General features: G+C 50.8%; 15 protein-coding genes. 10 read left to right on the top strand and 5 right to left on the bottom strand.

From position 1 onward, the window contains the following. The first annotated feature begins 201 nt into the window (after nt 1-201). The 6 genes from mobH to amrA all read left to right on the top strand — a co-directional run bounded on the left by mobH (nt 202) and on the right by amrA (nt 7652). Nucleotides 202-3132: a MobH family relaxase gene (gene mobH, locus F557_RS0117035; protein WP_019003417.1), complete on the top strand. Its 2931-nt coding sequence runs from the start codon at nt 202-204 to the stop codon at nt 3130-3132. Nucleotides 3133-3291: 159 nt separating this feature from the next. After that, on the top strand, nt 3292-5097 hold the full coding sequence (traD, locus tag F557_RS20650) for a conjugative transfer system coupling protein TraD (protein ID WP_019003416.1): 1806 nt from the start codon (nt 3292-3294) through the stop codon (nt 5095-5097). A gap of 444 nt (nt 5098-5541) precedes the next feature. After that, entirely contained in the window at nt 5542-5712 is a 171-nt protein-coding gene (locus tag F557_RS22480) for a hypothetical protein (RefSeq protein ID WP_157617947.1), read from the top strand. Nucleotides 5713-5818: 106 nt separating this feature from the next. Continuing rightward, nucleotides 5819-5947, top strand: coding sequence for a hypothetical protein (locus F557_RS23560; protein WP_274968659.1), 129 nt, complete (start codon nt 5819-5821; stop codon nt 5945-5947). A 183-nt stretch (nt 5948-6130) separates the two neighbouring features. After that, complete coding sequence (locus F557_RS20645) at nt 6131-6979, top strand: class III extradiol dioxygenase subunit B-like domain-containing protein (RefSeq protein WP_019003414.1); 849 nt, start codon at nt 6131-6133, stop codon at nt 6977-6979. A 118-nt stretch (nt 6980-7097) separates the two neighbouring features. Continuing rightward, entirely contained in the window at nt 7098-7652 is a 555-nt protein-coding gene (amrA, locus tag F557_RS20640) for an AmmeMemoRadiSam system protein A (protein WP_019003413.1), read from the top strand. Nucleotides 7653-7655: 3 nt separating this feature from the next. On the opposite strand, the gene F557_RS22475 is transcribed toward amrA, so the two are convergent. From F557_RS22475 to F557_RS0116990, 4 genes are all read right to left on the bottom strand, one after another. After that, the gene (locus F557_RS22475) at nt 7656-7796 is read right to left on the bottom strand and encodes a hypothetical protein (protein WP_019003412.1); all 141 of its coding nucleotides are present in this window, start codon (nt 7794-7796) and stop codon (nt 7656-7658) included. A 58-nt stretch (nt 7797-7854) separates the two neighbouring features. Further along, a complete protein-coding gene (locus F557_RS0117010; RefSeq protein ID WP_019003411.1) occupies nt 7855-8841 on the bottom strand; it encodes an OB-fold protein in 987 nt (328 codons plus the stop codon). A gap of 585 nt (nt 8842-9426) precedes the next feature. Beyond that, nucleotides 9427-9708, bottom strand: coding sequence for a PD-(D/E)XK nuclease domain-containing protein (locus F557_RS0117000; protein WP_019003409.1), 282 nt, complete (start codon nt 9706-9708; stop codon nt 9427-9429). 419 nt (nt 9709-10127) lie between these two features. Continuing rightward, a complete protein-coding gene (locus F557_RS0116990) occupies nt 10128-10268 on the bottom strand; it encodes a hypothetical protein (protein WP_157617946.1) in 141 nt (46 codons plus the stop codon). A gap of 90 nt (nt 10269-10358) precedes the next feature. Between F557_RS0116990 and F557_RS0116985 the strand changes: the two genes are divergently transcribed. After that, nucleotides 10359-11756 carry a metallophosphoesterase family protein gene (locus F557_RS0116985; RefSeq protein WP_019003406.1) on the top strand — a complete coding sequence of 466 codons (1398 nt, stop codon included), beginning with the start codon at nt 10359-10361 and terminating at the stop codon, nt 11754-11756. Nucleotides 11757-11798: 42 nt separating this feature from the next. Next, nucleotides 11799-17378, top strand: a complete 5580-nt coding sequence (locus F557_RS0116980) for an AAA family ATPase (RefSeq protein WP_019003405.1) — start codon at nt 11799-11801, stop codon at nt 17376-17378. Between the two features lie 188 nt (nt 17379-17566). Here the strand turns inward: F557_RS0116980 and F557_RS0116975 are convergent, their stop codons facing one another. Next, a complete protein-coding gene (locus tag F557_RS0116975; RefSeq protein ID WP_019003404.1) occupies nt 17567-17875 on the bottom strand; it encodes a DUF805 domain-containing protein in 309 nt (102 codons plus the stop codon). A 1197-nt stretch (nt 17876-19072) separates the two neighbouring features. Here F557_RS0116975 and F557_RS0116955 point away from each other — a divergent pair. Together F557_RS0116955 and F557_RS22030 are read left to right on the top strand one after the other, a co-directional pair. Further along, a complete protein-coding gene (locus tag F557_RS0116955; protein WP_157617945.1) occupies nt 19073-19261 on the top strand; it encodes a hypothetical protein in 189 nt (62 codons plus the stop codon). 44 nt (nt 19262-19305) lie between these two features. Next, entirely contained in the window at nt 19306-19476 is a 171-nt protein-coding gene (locus F557_RS22030; protein ID WP_019003399.1) for a hypothetical protein, read from the top strand. Nucleotides 19477-19719: the final 243 nt, after the last annotated feature.

The following is a 19719-nucleotide window of genomic DNA, read 5'->3' as shown; positions in this document are numbered from 1 at the left end:
TACTTCTGCGTTTATCGTTTTGAACCGCCGAATGCGGATCCGCACGTTCGGTGGTGTGGGAGGGGTGAGTTAGGCTCCCCCTACCCGATTTTTTTAATAATTCTCCCTGTCATGAAGGACCTAAATCTGGCTATATGGCTTTTTTTACGCTGTTCCCGGATCTTCAGGTTATTCTTATCTGAAATTTTCAGGGGAGAATATATGCTGAAATTCATCAGGCGGATTATGGCAGTGCTTTCAGGTTCCTGTCCTGACAGCGGCAGCAGAGTCCGGAATCTAACCGGGAAACGCAGGGCTCGGTGTGATTACCCTGCGGGGGCACAGAATCAGCCTTCTGGTGCTGACGGCTCTTGCGGGAAGAAAACCAAGCCGGTACCGCAGGGATCCTTATCAGCACCGCGAAGACAGCGCAGGAACAGGGTACACTCAGAAGCGGCATCCGGGAGAATCCGGACGGAGACTTCCCGGGAGTATCTTCGGTTCATTGAGGAGGAGCTGTCCTCTGCGTCTTTGCAGACGGGGAGCAGTTTTAATTCCCGGAGTTCCCGAAAGAGACTCCCCCATGAGGGAGCTTCCCGCAGAAGGGGGAAGTCTGCAGAGGAGCTCTGCGATCCCCGAGATTCCCAAACCGGAAAGTCAGGGCAGCCCTTTCGGGAGATTTTTTCCGGCGACGGTATTTTCTTTTCGGAAGAATTTATGTCCGGCGCCATCCCCGTATCCAAAGATCCTTTTCTCAGTCTGGACGATTATCTCGCGGGGAACGGGAGCTCTGGCCATGATTCCGCCTCCCGGGTGATTCAGAAGGGCGCGGACGGAGAGGCTGTCAGCGCCCAGGTGTCGGAATTTTCGGGAAAGGGAGCCGCGGAGTATTCCGGAAGACTGGAGCTCCGGCCCCGGGAAGAGTATTTTCAGAACCTGGCAGCCCTTATCGGGGAGGCAAGGGAGCATCTTCCCCTCCGGCCGGATGAATTTTCAGAAAAGGTACTTCCTCTTATCGAAAATGCTCTTAATTACATGGACGCGCTCCCGGCCTCGGAATGTTACCATCACTGTGAAGCCGGCGGGCTTTTCCGGCACAGTATGGAGACTGCGGCGCTTACCCTGAGCTTTCTCAAAAGGGATGTCATGACGGTGGGAGACGAACCGGAACAGCGGCGCCGGAAAGCGGTGCTGTATGCTCTTTCTGTGTACACCGGCGGACTTCTTCATGATGCCGGAAAAGCAGTGTCGGACATGGAGGTCATGACCGCTGACGGTGATGTCTGGAGTCCGGTACAGGAAAGCCTCCGGGGATTCCTGCAAAGATGCGGGGCACGAAGCTACTTTTTTCGCTATCGTCCGAAGCGGGGCAGAACCCATGAGAATCTGACACCGCTTCTCGCCAGGGAAATCATTCCGCCGCCGCTCCTTAGAGTTCTGATGTCTGAGCCTGCTTTATATTCCGAACTCTTTGACGCCCTGTACGGCAACCCGGGTTCAGCCTTCTACTCCATAATAAAAAAGGCGGATACCGGCAGTGTGGAGGCGGACCTCCGGGGAACCGGAGCTGCCCTGCAGCGCTTTGCACGGAAGCCTCATGCGCTGATTCGGCTGATAGCAGCACTCCAGAACCGGATCCGGGAAAGTCCCGTTCCCTTTAATGCTCCCGGTAGCTATCTCTGGTACATAGATGAAATACTGTATCTTGTGCTGACCCCGGACCGGTTCTGGGAGCTTATCCGCTTTGGAGCAGATATGGGGATTAATCTTAATCTCCGGGATTTCCGGGATTTGGCAGAAAAGCTGGTGCTTCTGGGGATTGCCCGGAGCTTCAGTGAGTCCTCTGGCGAGGTTCTGACACCGCTGGTCATTAACGACCGGGGGCGGGCCCGGCTCCTTTTAGGACTTGAGATTATTGCCCCGGAGTATTTTTGCCAGAATCTGGTGCTGCCATGCTCTCTTCCCGGAACGGATCCCGCAATCCGGGATCTCCTGCTGAGACTGAAGCGGGAGGGAAGCTCCCGGGAATATTCTATGGAGGAACTCAGTGCTTTGCTTCCGGGGGCTGCAGAAGAAGCTCCGTCATCTCCCGAATCTGATTGCAGCTCCCATGAAGGAACAGCCGGTTCCTCCTCTCAGGATGCGGAATGCGGATGCGAAGATGCGGGAGGATCAGAAACCCCCGGTGCAGGGAATGACAGAAGGGTTCCGCATTCGGAAGGGGCTGGTTCTGACGCCGGTTATCCGGAAACAGAACCGCTTTCTCCTCAGGATCCCTGTCATTATGGGCTGTCAGAAGACACCCCTCCCCGGAAAACAGGAACAGGCGGCACACCTCTGCGGGACTTTCTGGCATATCTGGATTCCGGAAATGAGACACCTGAAGCCTCAGGGGGAACCCTGTATGCGGCCGTGAATGCCCTTTACAGCAAAAGGAAGCATGTCAGAGGCTCCGGTAGAACGGGGGCTGCCGGAAAGACCGCACAGAACGGTGAAGCTTGCGGAGATCCGGGCAGGGAATCTGCCCCGGAAAGTTCCCAGGAATCCTGTCCGCCGGAGACTGGAAATGTGTTCCGTAATGAGACTTCTCCAGCCTTCCTGGATAGGGCGGGAAAGGACGCCAGAGGGGGAAGGGCAGGCCAAAAGCCGGCGCAGCATTCTCCTGCCGGAAAGGAAAATCCTCCCAGGGAAGCCGTATCCGTTTCTGCTTCTTCTTCGTCTCTCCCGGAAAAGCCCGCATCCGCCGGGAACGACGGAGTTTCGGGAACGATGTCTCAGGGAAGTTCCGTTAAGAAAACTGCAGAACTTCAGAAAAAGGGGGCAGTATCCGGAAAAGCCTCCCGGAAGAAAAAACTGCAGACTCCGTCCCCCGAAGAACATCTGGATGTTCCGCTGTTCCCGGTTCCTGAAACTGAAGTTCCGGATCGGGAGATCATTTTACGCACCGGACTTGAAGCGTATTCTGAAAAGGGCGGTAAGTCAGGCAACAGCCCGGGAGATGACGACTGGGCTCTTAACCCCCTGAGAGAAAAGAGGACGCCGCCGCGGCCCCGGAATGCCAGCGGGAGGTTTATCAAGCTGTCTGAAGCCCGGGCTGAAACTGAAAAGGCGGGGGAAAATGCGGCTGGAAAGGGGCCGCGCTATTTTGTTTAGCAAGGTGTCCACGGGATTCCGGGGACTATGCGAGGGCTGCTGGGATAGTCATCATAGAGTGGAGCTGAGGAGTCCGGCTTTTCAGAACCGGGCTTCCCGAAAACTCCGTAGAGTGTCTGATCCCCGCACAGAGAGAATAGCTGTATCGGAAGGATAAATATGAACAGTACCAAAATAGCGGATAAGGCACTGATCCTGACACTGTCCCGGGCAAGAACGGGAATGCTGGCAATAGCGATCCCTGCTGTCGCGGTATTTGGTTTGCCTGACCCCGGCACGGTCCGGTCTCCTGCAGCATTGCTGGCTGTCCTGGGCCTTTCATTACTCCTTGTTAACCGCATAATGAAGCATCAGGAACTCCGGGAGCACATTTCCAGACTTTCAGGTCAGGGGCTCCGGAAATTGCCGCTGGGCAGTCTTTCACAATTTATGAAACCGGACCTCCTCTATCTTGGTACCGGCTTTCCCTGGCGGAAACAGGAGGCACAGAAGCTTCGGGATTATCTCGAAAGCTCCTGGAAGAGACAGCTGCTTACCCGGGATCCCGGAGTAAGGGGCTCCCGGTTTATTCAGGGGCTTGGGAAACCGGAATCCCTGTATATTCCTCTGAGCTTTATTGCCGGACATGTGCTTATAACCGGAACTACAGGTGCCGGCAAGACCAGGCTGTTTGACCTTCTGATTGCCCAGGCGGTTTTACGCGGAGAGTGCGTCATCATCCTGGATCCCAAAGGGGATCAGGATCTGGCGGCTCATACCAGGGCGATCTCCGCAACCACAGATCCCCGTCTCTTCAAGTTCTTTCACCCCGGTTTTCCGGAACGGAGTATAAAGATAAATCCCCTGTACAATTTCAGCAGAAGGAGCGATCTTGCCAGCCGGCTGTCCGCTCTGGTTCCCACGGCCCGGGGCGGGGCGGATCCCTTCAGGGCCTTTGCCGAGCTTGCTCTTAATACTGTTATCGGCGGCATTATCATTACCGGAAAAAGGCCTACCCTGAAGCTGGTGCGGTACTACACCGACTCCCGGGTAATGGAGCTCGCTTTTCTGAGTTTTCGGGAATGGTTTCTGAAGCATACCCCGGATCGCTTCCGGGAAGAGCGGGATCGTCTGTTAAGAGCCACCAGCAAGATTCCGGGAAAGCTTCTTAATGAATACAACGCCTTTTACCTCCGGGCAATAAAGAAATGGAGTCCCAGCGAGGAGCTGGAGGCCCTGTTCGCCCTGGCAAAGCATGACAGTGCCCATTACGGCAAGATGGTGGCGTCTCTTTTGCCGGTTCTGGATATGCTGACTCAGGGGGAACTGGGGAATCTGCTGTCGCCGTCAGATAATGTGAGAATTGGTGAGGAGCTCTGGGATTTCGAAAGTCTTATCGCTCATGAAAGGGTTGTTTACCTGGGACTGGACTCTCTTACCGATCCCATAGTGGGAGCGGCTCTGGGCTCCCTTCTGCTGGCGGATCTTGCAGCCGTGGCCGGAAGCCGGTACAACTACGGGAAAAACCTCCGCCCGGTGAATATCTTTGTAGATGAAACTGCAGAGGTGATAAATGAGCAGCTTATTCAGCTTCTGAACAAGGGGCGGGGGGCTCAGTTCCGGATCACCATGGCGACTCAGACGGTGGCTGATTTCGAATCACGGCTGGGATCTGCGGCCCGGGCTATGCAGGTATTGGGCAACGTCAACAATCTCATCAGTCTCCGGGTAATTGACAGGGAAACCCGGGAATATGTTGCTGATTCTCTTCCCAAAGTGCGTATCAGCTACCGGGGTGTGTCCGAGAGCACCCAGAGCACCGCGGAGAGCATGACAGACCCCAATCTCAATACCGTCAGAACCGTAACTGAGGAAAGCGAACCTTCGTTTCCGGCTGAGATGCTGAGCGAGCTTCCGGACCTGGAATATATTGCGAGAGTCGGCGGGGCTTCAGTGTACAAAGGCCAGCTTCCGCTGATTATCTGAGAGAAGGTTCTGATAATCCGGTAATCCATTCAGAAACGTTTGTGAACAAAGAGAAGGGGAGTCAGAAGATCCCCCAATATTTAATAGAAAGTGTTCAGAAAATTTGAATAGCGCTGGTTTTTTCAATCGATATGAAAACTCCAGGGCTCCTCCATTGCTATACTTAATCAGGTATAAACCTCTGCTCCTCAGAATTTCAGGTGCCGCTATGGAAAAAGATGCCGGGATTTTTAACGAAATCAGCTTGAATGACAAGATATTCCTATTGCCAGGAGTTCTTTAAGATTGTCAGAGAAAACCTCAGTCCGGATGCGGAATTCCCTAAAGAGTCTTCGTTTGTTCTTTAGATGGCAGGTGCAGCCCCGCTGACTATTTGTTTTCTGTTTCCTCGACTGTGACCTGGCAGGGATTTCTGGAGCTCAAGCTTCTGTCAGCGGAGTCCCTATGACCGTAACAGGAGTTAATACCGGTTTTCCTGACAAGTTCAGTAAAACAGTCTTAAACTGTGTCAGGGAGGACACCGGAAAGATTCTGGACGGCTTTTACGTGGAAAGAAAGCTGGAAGTGGTATCTGGTAAGGCCGATCTTTATCTTTGTTCCTGCCCGAGCTTCTGAGAAGGGGAATCCGGTTTCGGAAAAGCATTCCTCTTCTCATGAAAATCCCGCAGTCAGTACTGCTGCAGGTCAGAGCACATTTGCCTCCTCCGCAGCCGGTGCCTATGTGTTCAGGCTGTTCCGGAGAGGGGAGGCTCTGAAGCCCGCGGTGCTGGAAATGATCCGGCGGATAAGCAGTCCCTGGTGGCTCTGCACCATCGGGGCAGAGAGCGAGGGCGGTTCTAATCTGAACTGACGCCACTTTCCTTGAGGCGGCAGTCCATGAGCCGGGGAATCTGATAAGGCCGGCCGTCAGGATCCGAAACTAGCATAGCAGGATATGGGCGGCAGTTTTTCATTCTGCTGAAAACGGAAATACATATCAGAAGCGTCCCGAAAGATTTTTGCTGTTAATCATGAGAAGATGAACGGAGGTTCTATGACTGATAATCCAGTATCCGCCAATGCCGGACAGGCGGAAGGAGAAACCGGCATTATTGCTGCCTTTACCGTGCCGCATCCGCCTCTGATAGTGCCTGCGGTGGGGCAAGGCCACGAGGCGATAGTGGCACAGACCATTGCTTCCTATGATGCTGTGGCAAGAGAGATCGCTGCATTAAAGCCGGATACCATTGTGATTTCGAGTCCCCATGCTGAATTTGGAATGGGTGGCTTTATCCTGCACGGCGGAGAGCGCGTTACCGGAGATTTCGGACAGTTCCGGGCCCCCGGAGTGCGCTTCACCGAGACAGTTGATACCGGACTCCGGGATCTTCTGGCCGGTGATGCGAGGTACAGCGGACGCTTTATTCCTTTCGGGAGACCGGTGCTGGATCACGGAACTATGGTGCCTCTCTGGTTTATCAGAAAATTCCTTCCTAACTCCCGGCTTCTGGTTACCGGCTATTCCGATTTGCCTATAAAGGCCTATTATGAGGCCGGAGAACAGATCCGGAGAGCGACCGAGGATCTCTCCAGAAGAGCAGTTTACGTGGCCAGCGGGGATCTTTCCCATAAGCTCAGAGAGGATGGTCCCTACGGCTTTGCTCCCGAAGGCCCCGAATATGATGCCCGGATCATGGATGTGCTGGGTAGAGCCGCCTTTAACGAGCTCTTTGATTTTGAGGAGGATTTTCGGGACCGGGCGGCAGAGTGCGGCCATCTTTCTTTTGTCATGATGGCCGGAGCGCTTTCTGGGTATGCCGTAAAGCCCCGGGTATATTCTCACGAGGATGCCACCGGGGTGGGCTACGGGATCTGCTCGTTTGCCAGGAGCACAAAAGGGTGACAGCCTCCGGCGGGGCTGGAATGCGGAGTTCCTGCTACAGGGCGGCCTGACAGGGTGCCGTCCAGCCTTTCAGGGGAAATCTTACCGAACTTAATTGTCAGATAATGGAGAAATCTCAATGACTGAAGCCAATGTACAGGAATGTCTGGACAAGCGTCTTAAAGCCGATCCCTGGGTAAAGCTTGCCTGGGATACGGTAACGGAATATGTAACTAACGGCAAAATACCGGAGGTTCCGGAAGGACTTCCGGAGGAGCTTCTCCGGAAAAGGGCCGGAGCATTTGTTTCCATTCATAAGCTCGGAGATCTCCGGGGCTGCATCGGCACTATCTCTCCTGTAATGCCGAATCTGGCGGAGGAAATTATCCGCAATGCCGTATCTGCAGCCACCCGGGATCCGCGGTTTTATCCGGTTTCCCCGGAAGAGCTTCCTTTTCTGGACATTTCGGTGGATGTGCTGGAGTCTCCGGAGCGCATTTCATCGCCGGCGGAGCTGGACATTAAGAGGTACGGAGTTATTGTTAGCTGCGGCAGCAGACGGGGGCTTCTCCTTCCGGATCTTGAGGGCGTGGACTCCGTTAGCCAGCAGATTCTCATTGCCTGCCATAAAGCGGGGATAGATCCCGGAGAGCACTACACAATGGAACGTTTTGAGGTGATTAGGCACTACTGATTTTCAGAAAACAGTTCTGCGGGACAGCGATACCAGCCGGAGCAGTTTACCGGTGATAAAGCGGGATTCGTTCAGAAGAAATCCCGCTGTATTGTTCCGGATGATAGCTGCCCCGCGAAGATCCGAAAAGGCCGTTCTGAGCATCTGAAGATCCTGGAGCAGATCGCAGAAAGGATTATCGGCCGGAATTTATGAGGGATAATTACAATAGCGGGGCGTTGTCGAAATCAAAGTCCTTAACCAGGAGTTTGCGGTTTTTCTGATCGACGATCTTTTTGACAATCAGGTACTTCCATATCTCATGCTTCAGCAGTCTGGCCCGCAGCTTGTCCTTATGAGACAGAACCAGGGGAACCGGTGTTTTCATATCGAAGATCCACATCAACACCAGAAGGTTATGCCGGAGTGACTTTTCTGCCAGACTGGGGAGGGTGTCTCTTTTTATGAGATCCTTCATCAGCTTGGGTTCGTCCACCAGCAGTGCATAGGAAAAGATCAGGCTTGCCAGGGCAAACTTCGAAGCCTGGAGATCTCCGCTCATTACGGCATCCAGCTTTTCGTGAAGAGCTTTGCGAAACTCAGCCTGGTATCCGTCCAGAAATTCGCAGTCCTTAAGGGAGGGGAAGCCACCGGCAATGCCGTTGCCGGTGCAAAGCAGAGTCACAATTTCCCCCTTTTCCAGTTTTACAATCTGAGCTTTATCCCGTTCCGGTTCCCTGAAAAAGGCATGGGTTCCATCATGAACGCGGCGGTCTTCGGTTTCCAAATGCAGAACCGGGCCCCTGCTGTCTGCGGTGTCAATTTTTTCAACGGTGCCGAAGAGCATTATTGTCCTGTCCAGATATTTGCTGTCGCTGTCGGCCTGGTTGTTTTTGTAAACGTTGTAATAATCAATGGAGGACAGTTTTGTAAAATCGGTTTTCTCTGATAAAAACATTTCAAATACCGACTTGCTGAGAAGGTTTATTTTTTTCAGGTCGTCGGTGATTATCAAATCATAGAATTTTTTAATATCACGCTCTCTGTCAGCAACCAGGGCCCGCTCTTCATCATTAACGGTGTCAACAATTATGTCATCGTCCGGAGCAATCTTTTTTATATATTCGGACAGCGGTCTGGCCTGAACTGCTGACGATACAAAACAGCTAAGAAGAAAAATCAGACAGGCGGTATAGAGGCGTTTATACATAAACTGCTCCTTGGTTAGATTTGTGTTAGAAATTAATCTAAAATAAGTTTTACATAGAGCAATACTAAGTTAAATCGATTCCTGATAATGTTTCTGCTCGTCATGTTTATCAGGATATAAACTCTGATGCTCCGGCTGGGGACTGCTGTATATCTGGCCAGATTTGTGCAGTGCGGGCAGTCTGAAATTTCACAGTACCGTAGCAGCCCAAGATTCTTTTGAGGAAGATACACGCAGGGATGGTGAATCCTAAATTATTATTTGTCAGGACAATTCATCTGTATCTGATTATATCACAGCGATACAACAGAATTACTGAGCGAATTAAATATAACAGATGAAATGTCTGCCAAATCATATTAATAAGAAATATATGAGTGTGTCCAAATTCCGAAAAATTCATTTTTTCAAAAAGGGGATGTTTTAAAGGCTTCATTAGCTCTATTATTTGCAGAAATACTTTTTGGCACCGATAAATGAATGAATCAGAAATTGCGGGTCATAATGAAAATTATGGAATCAGAGTAAATAACAATAAAAATCCTGCTTAGTGTGTTTTTGTTTGTGTTAAGTAGTTTCCCGTTCTCAAAAGGTTCTATTGAGCTGCTGCAAAATCTGCAACAGTTCAAATAGCAACCCGCAATACACGCATTCCGAACCGGCCAAGACCATGGCATAGGCCTTGACCTGTTTATCCTTGAACACGAGGGCGGTTTTGCAGCTTTGTACCTGTTCGGCTGCTTCCTTTTTCAGACTTTCAATCTTTGCTTCCGTAGCGTCTTTTTTAGCGGCGTACTTCAGTTCGATGAGGTAGATACATTCGTCCTCACTTCCGTCATTTACTGTCAGGGGTTTTGTCAGTTTCATGATGCGAGTGTCTTTACGGACGATGCACTACTCATTACTGGTAGCGATGTCAACAGTGATTCCATTACTGTTCGGCCCGCTTTGTGGGTGAATCTGTAATCTGAAATCTTCTAATCAGGAATCCACCCGCCGCAACGAAGCAAAACAAGCGGTGCTAGAGAACATTTCCGCAGCACCGCTTTAAAGCCTACGCATCGGGGTACAGCTTCAGGTTTCATGAATTTCCTATGCATGTCTGCAGAAATTTGTTTCCGGAAACCTCATGGATATCACCTTAACATCCCGCCCGATGTACTATGTTTCAGCGGGCCTAATCGGCATCAGTCAGAACCGCAGCTCTCGGGTTCGCATTTATGAGCAGTGCCAGCTTCTTCAGATTCTTTTTCTTTGCGAAATTATAGGCCGATCAAATTTTTAAATTATTTTTCAAAAAACATTGATTTTTGATACTGCGGTATGCCATTATTAAAGCGATGAAAGATTTCGCGAAAGGATGCGGCTTCTTCTTGTTCTTTCTTTTCTCCATCGTTCAGTTCTGCATGCTTTTCGAAGTCTTTCATTCTTTTATAACGGAGGATGTCGTTTTTTAGACAGTTTATTAACCAGACGCTACTTCCGTTCCGTATTATCATTTTCAGGAATCTTTACATATGGAAAACCAGATCACATCTTTAAGAATTCTCCACACCTCCGACTGGCATCTTGGCAAACGGCTTCATGATTATGACCGGACAGCAGAGTACGAAAGCTTCAGAACCGCCCTTATGGAAAGCATTGCCAGAACCCGTCCCGGGATTCTTCTTGTGGCCGGAGATGTCTTTGATACGGTAACGCCGACTATAGAGGCAGAGAAGTTTCTGGGGAGAACCCTTAATGAAATCAGAAGGACCTATCCCGATCTGCATATCGTGATTACCAGCGGCAATCATGACAGCGGGAGAAAGATCGAAAGCATTTCCATTTATATGGAAAGCTGTACCCGGCTGAAAATCGTCGGGGAGTTTCCGGTTTCCTCCAGCGGTGAAAACGGAAAAATCTGCGAGCCTGTTTATGAAAAACTGGCATATCCCGTCTATGCAGCGGATCAGAGACTGCTGGCGGTAGTGGCAGCCGTGCCGTTTCTGACTCCGACAACGGTGGCCGGCCTTTCCATGAACCGCGGTTCCGGGGACAGTGATGTCAGTTACGAGACCGGAGTCCGCAACATTTACCAGGGGTGTCTTTCCTATATCAGAAAAAACTGGCCCGAGACAGCCGCCGGAAAGATTCCGGTAATCGCCATGGGACATTTCTATGTCAGGGATTCCGCCCTTGGAGATGATAACGACGGCAAGGGAAATGCCCTGGGCGGCGAAGACCAGGTGGGCACCGGAATTTTTGACGGCTATGACTACGTGGCTCTCGGGCATATTCATTTCAGACAGAATCTGGCCGGCAGTGCCCGGATTCGCTATTCCGGGTCCCCGCTTCCGGTAAATTTCGGGGAGATCGCCTACCGGAACGGGGTGGATCTTGTGGAACTTGCTCCGCAGGAACACAAGGACGGAGGTCCGGCCTTCAGCGTATCGGTTACTTCGGATGTATACAAGAGGGCGGTGGAGTTTATCAGAATACCGCGGGGCACCGGAAGCGGTTCTGAAGATACTGTGCTTGCCGGTCTTAATGCTCTCCGGGGGCTATCCGGTCCATATCCTGCAGGGCTCCCGTTCCTGTCGGTGTTTGCCGCATATGATCCCGGGCATACATCCTATAAGAGCATCGGAGAATACCGGATTTTTCTGGACCAGGAGCTCCGGAAGCTTTCCGGGGTCAAAGCACGTATCTGCCAGTTCAAGGTAGAGCTCAGGGATTCCGGCTGCTCTGAAGGATCCCAGAATGACCTGGATTTTCAGTCTCTGGACGATGTGATGAATCCTATGCAGCTGGCGGCCCGCATGTACCGGGATGTCAATAAGGGAAAGGAGATGCCTGAGGATGTCCGAAAGCTCCTTTCGGAAATTATTGCCGAAGCGCAGGGTATTCGGGAAGCAGCACCAAATGCAAAGTAACGAACCAGATAGCAAGCATGTTAGGAATTTAGGGATATCGCTATGAAAATATTAAGAGTTGCGGGAACCAACCTGGCCAGTCTGGCGTCCTTCGAGATTGATTTCAGAAAGCTTCTCGGAGGCCGGAACGAAGTATTTGCCATTATCGGTGACACCGGTGCCGGAAAAAGCACCATTCTGGATGCTATCTGTCTGGGGCTGTACGGCAATACCCCGCGCATCGGCAAATTTAACAGCAAGAGCGGAGCTGTTTCCCTGGATGAGCAATTATCACTCGCCAAGTACGATCCCCTGAACATTATGACCAGAGGGGAAAGCTCCTGTTCTGCCACGGTGGATTTTGTGGCAAATAACGGTTCCGTTTACCGTTCCTGCTATGAAATTGTCAAGAGAAGGACCAAATTCAGCCGTTCCTTCAGGATCAGCCTTCTTGATGATTCCGGAAACATTGTCAGAACCGAGGTCAGTGTCGACAACAAGATGATTGTTCAGGATCACGCTGTCAGATATACCGGTCTGACCTGGGATCAGTTCAGCAAGGTGATCATCCTCCCGCAGGGGGAGTTTTCCGCATTTCTGGACGATCCCTCCGAAGCCAAGATTGCACTCCTTGAGAAGCTTACCGGCACGGAAGTCTACAAGGCTATTGACGAGGCGGCCCGGAAGCGCATGGGGGATCTTGAAAAGCAGCTTCAGGATATCAAATCGCGCCAGGACGTTTTTACTGCCCAGCTTCTGACGTCAGAGGATATTCAGGCAAAGGAACAGAAGCTTTCGGAGATTCAGAAAAGACTTGATGACATGGGCTCGGTAACCCGGGCCGCGGAGGAATTTTCTGAAACCCGGACTGCGATGCGGGAGAAGGAAGCGGAAATTGCCGGGGCGGAAAATTCCCGGGAACATCTGAAGACAGAGCTTGCGGGACTTCAGAATGAAAACCGGGCCGTGGCTCTTCATGACCTGGCGGCACCGGTCCGGGATCTCTATACCGGAATTGGGGTTCTTAAAACGTCGCTGGAGGAGCTTAAGCAGAAGAACGAGGTGCAGAAGGAAGCTCTGGGGAGTTTTGAGAAGAAGTATGAGGAATCCCGCACTGCGTTTTTGGATAAGGAGCGGATCTATAACGAAAAGAACCGGGAAAGAGAGTTGAAACTGCCGGAGGTGGCCCGGGCCGAGATGCTGGAAAAGAAGGTGGCCGGACTGGACAGTGCTGCCTCCGGTCTTCTGGAAAACCGGGAGGCTGAGAACGCGGTGCTTGCCCAGGTTCAGAAAGACCTGGACGAGCAGCTTCAGACCCGAAGCGCGGCAGAAGACAGGCTCAAGTCTCTGGAGGATGAGCACCGGAAAGACGAAGAATTTCAGGATCTGGTTCCGGTCTGGAACGAACTTAACGGAAATGTTGCGGCCTGGCGGGACAGAGAAGCCGTTCTCAGGAGTCTTAAGGCTGCCGTCAGGGAACAGGACGCGAGGATTTCTGAAATATCTGCGGCCCTGAAGGAAGATGCCGCCCGCTATGGGGTCATCTCAGGAGACCCCGGTGTTTATTCTTTTCCGGAGAAGGAGCTTCCGGATGCCGCTCCCTATGAAAATGCTTTAGGGGCTCTTGGTAACTGGCAGTCTCTTCTTTCCGGAATTTCTGACAGCGTATCCCGTCTTGGGAAGCAGCTGGATGAACTGGACGGGAACGCTGCAAAATTTGCCGGTGACGCACAGCTATGCCAAAACGCCCTTGAGAAGCTTTTGGACGCCAGGAAGGATCTCCTCATTGAGGAAAGGAGCCTGGATTCCCGAAAAGCCGATATCGGGAAGGCCGAACAGCTGGAACAGAAGTGCCTTAAGGCAAAGAACGAGCTTTCAGGCCTTGTGGGTGAAAAAAAGACCGGGGAGGATACCATCGGCAAGCTCGGACAGCGCCTTAAGGTTCTGCAGCGGGAACAGGGGGAGCTTCAGGAAAGAAAGACAGCTCTTGAAAAGAAGCATGAGCAGGATGAGAACTTGAGCTTTTTAAAGGATTCCTGGAATGACCTTGCGATTGCTGCTGAAAAGCATCGCCGCGTAAAAGACGATCTTGCCGGGATCTCCGGGGAGATTTCCCAAAAGGAGAAGATTCTTGAAGCTGTCAGATCTGACTGGGAGTCTGGATACCGGAAATATCAGAAGCTAACCGGGGATAAGGCGTCTTTCAGCATTGCCGAAGAGATCCTTCCGGATGCCGGTCTTTATGATGAAGCGGGATCTTTCCTGGCACGGTGTCCGAAGGTTTTCGGAGAACTTAATCATCAGGCCAGGGATCTTATGGAAAAATTCGCAGCTTTCCTCAGGCTGGCGCAGGATTATTCCGAAACCTCCGGCTTTCTTGCCGGAGAACGGGAGGAGCTTCTCGGGCTTCTTGATGCTGGTTCCCCCATTTCCAGAAAGAAAGAGTGTCTTGAGAAACTGGAGGATAACATTCGCACCTGCCAGGGCATGATCCGGCTTAGCGAGGTGGCGCTAAACCTAAAACCCGGAGAGGAATGCCCCTGCTGCGGATCCCGGGATCATCCGAAGCTGGACGGAGCGGCCGGGAATCCCGAATCCTATCTTGCCAGGATAACTCATGACATGAATGAGTTTAAAAAAGAGCGCGTTGCAGTATCCGATGAACTCAGCCGGCTATGTTCCCGGAAGGATGTTCTGGCCACTGCCATTGTGAAGCACAGCAGAGAGTACCCTGGAGCCGCCTCCGAAATTGCCGCGAAAGCCGGAGAGATTTCAGGACTAGTAAGGGCGTTCCGGGACAGCATAGAGTCCTTGAAGAACCCTTTACCCGGGAACGGGAACTTACCCGCCAGAATTGAGGATGCCCGTAAGTGTCTGCATGATGTTTGCTCCCGGGGACTTGCGCTTCCTTTGTTTTCCGGTCATGAAACAGAGGATTTCTGCCATGAGGTGTCGCATCTTGCGGCAGGCTGGAAGGAATTTGCGAAGGCGGCTTCCGGGAGTGACCTGTCTCTGGAAACCGCAAAACTGATACCGGTTCCTCCGGACTCCCTTTCCAAAACTCTCTCTTCCCTTGCGGATGCGGCCGGAAATATCCGCCATGCTCTTGAAGTCTTTGGAACAGAGGTGCTTACCGCCGGTCTGGAGGAGATCTCCCGGATCGAGTCAGATCTCCGCGGCATTCCGGTGCTTATCGGGGAGCTCCGGAATTTTGGGGAAAAGTACCGTACAGCAGAATCCGGGCTTGAAGCTCTCGGGAACAGGCGGGCAGATCTTGAAGCTCTGTTCAGCCAGTCCCCTTACTCGGACCGGCCGGATCTTGACGGGATCTGGCAGGAGCTTACCATAGCTTCTGATGCAGAATACCAGTCCCGGGTTACGGAACTGGGGGAGACTGTAAAGCGCATTAACGGCTATGCGGGAGAGCTCGGAAAGCTTCAGACGGCACTGGAGGCCAAGGAGGCCGAGATAGCGGTTTCCCGGCAGGAACTGAATACTGCGAATGGTATCCGGGACAAAATCGTGGCGGCTATTTCCGAAAAGAAAGCCGTAATTGCCGCAGACGAAGAAACAATTGCCCGGCTTATAGACGGCTGTTCCTCTGCCGCAGCCTTCCGGGCCGGGCTGTCTCAAAGGGTAACGGAAGCCGGTAATGCTGTTCACAAATCCCGACTTGAGCTTACCGGATATTATAACGGTCTCGGGAATCTCAGGGAGACCATGGACGAAAAGCAGATTGAGATCTCTTCGGAATATGGGAGAATCACCGGCAATCTGGCTGAAGTTCTGAAGGTTCGTGCGGGGATTCCTGAAAATGAGACCGCTGCTTTCAGGATAATCCGGGATCAGCTGGAGGAGCTTGACAGGCACGCACCTCCCCCGGCTAATATGCTCCAGTTTAGCCGTCTAAGCAACCATGTGGATGCACTTGAGCAGGTTCTGAAGGAGCTTGATGTTTCCGGGGATGTCTCCGCTTTAGCCGCAAAGATTCCCGCTGTTCCGGAAATAATCAGTCTTGCCGCAGTATCCGGCGAGCTTGCAGCCTATGGCGGAATTATCAGGAACGCCGCCTCAGTCATTGAGAAGCAGGAAAAGCGGATCAGGGATAGCGTGGCTATTATCGGAAATGCCAGAAACAGACTTAACTCTCTGGAAAACGCCTGCACAGCCCGTAATAACTCCCTTAAGGAAATCGGAGCCACAGAGAGCCGGATGAAGGAGCTGGTTCTGAACAATGTCAGCCCTCTGGTTTCCCGGGTCTGGAAGGAACTTGCCGGATCAGCAGAGCCGGAATTCAAATCCGGAATTGCAGAGTATCAGAAGGTTATCGGACGGCTGTCAGACTATGACGGAAATCACCGGGCGATTTCTGCCGAGCTTGCCGGACTTGAGAAGAACTGCGCAGCTATCCGGGATCGCGAAAACTCTGTTACCGAAAAGCTCCGCGCCATCTCTCAGCAGCTTTCCGCACTGGAGGCAGACAGGCAGAAGGCTCTGAATGACATTGCGGCTCTTACCGGAGGTCTTTCCGTGTCCGGATTCAGAACAGCCCTGGAGAAGGCGGTCAGCGAGGCGTCAGCCGATCTGAACAAAGCACAGCTGACCCTGAAGGCCTCCGAAAAGGATCTGGACAGCCAGAACCGGATAATCCAGGAGGGCGCCTCCGAATTAACCCGGAAGGAAACAGAGCTTTCTGAAAATGAGAAGGAGCTCTCCCGGAGGCTTCTGGCTATCGTCTCCCAAAACCCCGGCTATTCTGAAGATGATCTCCGGAACGGTCTTGGAATTTCAGAAGATGAATACCGTACCGCCAGGAACCGGGTACAGTCTCTTTCAGATAAAATCCGGGATCTGGATGCCAGAATCGACGAACATAAAAATCTCCTTGGCAGACTTGACGAACGGCTTTCCGGTCTTCGTGAGAGGCTTCCTGCTGACTTCCTGAGTCCGGAAGGGGAACTCAGAGAGGAATTTCCTCTAAAGCTTGCTGAAGAAAGGAAGCTGGTTGCTGCGGAAGCAGAGGAGCTCAGGCGCAGTCTTAAAAACAATGAGGAGTGTGTCAGAAATTCCGCTTTGTGTGCAGCCGAAGAGGAGAAGCTTAGAAATAACAACAGCGCTCTTTATGACCTGTGCGGGATGTTCGGAACCAGGAGCGGCTTTGCCCGGTATGCCCAGACCATTACCTTTGGCTATCTTATCAGCCGTGCCAATGTCTATATCCGGGATTTTACTGAAAGAAGGTATGAGCTGCGGCAGGCCACCGGGACGCAGAATAACGGCAAGACAACAGTGAATCCTTTTGAAATTATGGTAATTGATCATGACCGGGGTGGCCGGAGCCGCATTGTAAGCTCATTGTCCGGAGGTGAAAAGTTCCGGGTAGCGCTGGGACTGGCCTTTGGTCTTTCGGATCTGGTTTCCAGCAATGTCAGAGTCGACAATATGTTCATTGATGAAGGATTCGATACCCTGGACAATGAAAGGCTGGACAGGCTTATCAGCGCCATGACCGCCGTGAGTCCCAGGCAGATCGGCATTATCACCCATGTGGATCAGATCGTTAACGGAGCCATGATATGGTCGCGGATCCGGGTGCAGAAATCTGCCGGCGATCCCTCCAGGAGCGAGGTGCTTTTTGAGTAGCGAATCTGCTATACGAGTGTAAGGAAAGGGCGGCTTTTCGGAAACGGAGAGCTGCCTTTATGATTTTCACGGCAGGCCATCCGGCTCTGAGAGATGTTCTGGATACTGGCAAAGTGTAATAACAATCCTGCCATAAGAGACAGGATTGTTAAGGTAAGTCAAATTCCTGAAAAGGAATTCCGTGCTCATTACCTCTTAATGCAGAGGAAAATAGCAAATAAGAAATTTACCAGAGGAACGAACATGAGCAGGGTCAGCCATTTCGACATATTGGCATTACCAAGTCTGAAGGCAGTAGCCACAAGAACGATGACAGTGGCAAGGAAAGCTACGCTCTGAAGCATTATTACAGACGGAGCCAGAAGTTCCTTCATGGCCTCAGGTGTCTGAGCATTCATAAGTGTTGTCTGATCTATTCCAAGTACAGCGTTTGCGGTTACAGCCATGATGACTAGGGTGCAGACTACCCAAACGAGGAAATAATAAAATCTGGTCATGGACACAACTCCGGTTTTGATTTTTAGTCGAAAATAACTCGGTAATGATACATTGTTAACAAAATTTTGCAAGTTTTTTAACACCCTGACAACAAAGTCTGAAAATTAATTACATCATTTGAGATAAAACATCACCACATCAGCAGGTGAGAAAGGGGAATGGATCCCGTAAGAAAGCACGGAGTATAAATCCGGAATTAATTCTCAGTATGAAGAACCAGCGAATGTCTCCTGATCCGTTAATTTAGGCGCGGAGATTTTTTTTTCAAAAGTTCTTAATCAGGGCGGAAAGCGAATGCCTAATCGGAAGATCGGGCTCCTCGCTGTGAAATGCTGCTTTGACCGTTTATTTCAGGTACCTGAGAAAAACTTTCTGAGACGTGCTGCAGAATCAGCATGTCATCCGGAACATCAGGTCCGGAAAATGGCAGAGTAACGTAGTCAGACATGGCCTCACGGTTGCGTTTCGAAGCTATGAAACAAGGTTTGCATGCTTATTTCGGGAATCCGCCGGAGCTTCCGAAAATCCGCACTGCCCAGACGATAGCGTTCACATGATGAATTTCTGCAGAACAGAGGTTTTAGTGTTACCGGGGCTTAAATCATTAAAAATTGGGAATGGCATTCCCTTTTTGCTGAACAGTTCTTTTTCATTCTAAAACAGATTCTGCACCGTATTGAATAGTTTTTATTCGTTAGCAGAGTGAGCTAATAATACGGCGTTATGAGATTTTCAGAGAAGAAGGGATTAAGGATTGCTTATGAGCGAGCACAAGGCTGAACTGCTAAATAATCCGTACGGACAGGTCAATTATGAAATGTTCCGTAAAGCAGATCTTGCTTTCGTGGATAAAGGCGTTGTCATCAAGTTTCTTGATGATAAAAGTATGATTCCGTGCCATACCCGATTATGCTACGTCCGAAACACTTTGGCAAAAGTACCTTTGCCCAAATGCTGAAATGCTTCTCCCGCATCTCATACAATGACATATACGATGAAATCTTTAACAGGAAGAGTATCTATACGAAAATTATTCCTGGTTATAACACCTATCTTGTAACTGATTTTGAGATTTTCGGAGTATCTGGAATACGGAATATACCCTGGTGAGAAGTTTTATTATTGCAGTTAAAAGTGGGATAACAGACTTTACAAGCCGTTATCATGATTTTATCTTTAAGCCTGCAGAAGCAGAAATGAAAACTCCTTCCAGCTTTATCAGGTCCTTCTTTAATACTTATAAGCAGCCCCCTTCCAAAAAGTCACTCTGCCTGATGGTTGACGAATATGACAATTTTGCCAACAGTATTCTCTCTCAGAATTTGGAACTGTTCAGGCCTATTGCCGGCACCGGCGGATTCCTTAAGGTTTCTATGCAGCCATAAAGGAGGGAGCTAAAAGCGTTGTCGCCCAAACCTTTATTACCGGAGTGTCATCAGTATCTCCTGATTCTCTTATCTCCGGATTCAATATTGCCCGCAATGTTACATCATGTGCCTGTTTTAACGAATATGCCGGCTTTACCGAGGATGAACTTGCCATTCTGATACCTAAGCTCGTTGATATCGGCAGACAGGGAGTTCAGTTCAGGTACTTCTAACGCACTTCATAATCCTGTTAAGCTCATGCCCATTATGGCCTGGAATTTTTCTGACCTGGCTCCTTTTTTTCCTAAACTAACGTTTAACCGCTATTAAGCGGCGGATTACATTCCACAAAACGTTTATCGATGTTGATATTTGGGACAGATGCCTTTAATATCTGACAGTGAGGGTTAGGCATTTTTCCGATTCCTGGTACAAATCGGCAATAAATTAGCACTGCATAGATTTTGTTCGTTGGC

It is taken from the genome of Succinimonas amylolytica DSM 2873 (genome assembly GCF_000378405.1).
GTDB classification, from domain to species: domain Bacteria; phylum Pseudomonadota; class Gammaproteobacteria; order Enterobacterales; family Succinivibrionaceae; genus Succinimonas; species Succinimonas amylolytica.
This window is presented reverse-complemented; position numbering and strand designations above follow the sequence as displayed.